Origin of the sequence: Cupriavidus sp. WS, from assembly GCF_000395345.1 — a bacterium.
In the GTDB taxonomy this organism is placed as follows: Bacteria; Pseudomonadota; Gammaproteobacteria; order Burkholderiales; family Burkholderiaceae; genus Cupriavidus; species Cupriavidus basilensis_B.
In genome coordinates, this window is the sequence record NZ_AQPL01000711.1 from 1 (window position 1) to 1,196 (window position 1,196).

General features: G+C 63.0%; 1 protein-coding gene. It reads right to left on the minus strand.

Annotated features, from left to right (window positions below):
• Positions 1 to 3 precede the first annotated feature (3 nt).
• Positions 4 to 1,194 (minus strand): elongation factor Tu, encoded by a 1,191-nt coding sequence (gene tuf / locus K206_RS0136775; RefSeq protein ID WP_020207180.1) that lies wholly within the window; start codon positions 1,192 to 1,194, stop codon positions 4 to 6.
• Positions 1,195 to 1,196 lie beyond the last annotated feature (2 nt).

Here is a 1,196-nt window from a genome sequence, read left to right on the forward strand (position 1 = left end):
TTATCAGTCGAGGATCTTGGCCACGACGCCGGCGCCGACGGTACGGCCGCCTTCACGGATGGCGAAGCGCAGGCCTTCTTCCATCGCGATCGGGGCGATCAGCTTGACCGTGATCGACACGTTGTCGCCGGGCATGACCATTTCCTTGTCCTTCGGCAGCTCGATCGAGCCGGTCACGTCGGTCGTGCGGAAATAGAACTGCGGGCGGTAGTTGTTGAAGAACGGGGTGTGACGGCCGCCTTCGTCCTTCGACAGAATGTAGACCTCGCCCGTGAAGTGCGTGTGCGGCTTGATCGAACCCGGCTTGCACAGCACCTGGCCGCGCTCCACGTCTTCGCGCTTCGTGCCGCGCAGCAGCAGGCCCACGTTGTCGCCGGCCTGACCCTGGTCCAGCAGCTTGCGGAACATTTCCACGCCGGTGCAGGTGGTCTTGACCGTCGGCTTGATACCGACGATTTCGATTTCCTCGCCGACCTTGATGATGCCGCGTTCGATACGGCCGGTCACCACGGTGCCGCGGCCCGAGATCGAGAACACGTCTTCCACCGGCATCAGGAAGGTACCGTCAACGGCACGTTCCGGCGTCGGGATGTAGGTGTCCAGCGCGTCGGCCAGGTTCAGGATGGCCACTTCGCCCAGCTCGCCCTTGTCGCCTTCGAGCGCCAGCTTGGCCGAACCCTTGATGATCGGGGTGTCGTCGCCGGGGAACTCGTACTTCGAGAGCAGTTCGCGCACTTCCATTTCGACCAGCTCGAGCAGCTCGGCGTCGTCGACCATGTCGCACTTGTTCAGGAACACGATGATGTAAGGCACGCCGACCTGGCGGGCCAGCAGGATGTGCTCGCGGGTCTGGGGCATGGGGCCGTCGGCGGCCGAGCACACCAGGATCGCGCCGTCCATCTGGGCGGCACCCGTGATCATGTTCTTCACATAGTCGGCGTGGCCCGGGCAGTCGACGTGCGCGTAGTGGCGATTGGCCGTTTCGTACTCGACGTGGGCGGTATTGATGGTGATACCGCGTGCCTTTTCTTCCGGCGCTGCGTCGATTTCGTCGTACTTCTTGGCCGAACCGCCAAACTTCGCTGCCAGCACCGTGGCGATCGCTGCCGTCAGCGTGGTCTTGCCGTGGTCAACGTGACCGATCGTACCAACGTTCACGTGCGGCTTGGTCCGCTCGAACTTTTCCTTTGCCATTT